The organism is Streptomyces sp. BE20 (assembly GCF_036322525.1).
Lineage (GTDB): Bacteria > Actinomycetota > Actinomycetes > Streptomycetales > Streptomycetaceae > Kitasatospora.
In genome coordinates this window covers 1-283 of the sequence record NZ_JAQYWW010000237.1, presented here as the reverse complement: position 1 = coordinate 283, position 283 = coordinate 1, and the positions used below count along the sequence as shown (strand labels likewise).

Genomic DNA, 283 nt, shown 5'->3' with positions numbered 1-283 from the left:
GGTCGGCACGTATTACTGGCGTGAGACGGCTGCCCCGCCCGGGTATCAGTTGCCTGCTTCGCCGGTGTTCGGTCCGTTGGTTCTGACTCCGGCGAATGCTTCGGCCGGTGTGCAGGTGACGGCCGCTGATCTGCCGCAGCCCCCGGTGACGGGTGAGGTGCGGGTGTTGAAGACGGATGCGAATACGGCGGCGCCGTTGGCGGGTGGTGTGTTCGATCTGTGGGAGGAGACGAACGGTGTTCCGGGTCTGCAGACGTCGGGGGTGAACCCGGACACGCAGGTG

The 283-nt window shown here is 66.4% G+C and carries 1 protein-coding gene; it reads left to right on the top strand.

From position 1 onward, the window contains the following. The coding region (locus PUR61_RS01225) for an MSCRAMM family protein (RefSeq protein WP_329874703.1) at positions 1-283 on the top strand (283 nt) is incomplete at both ends.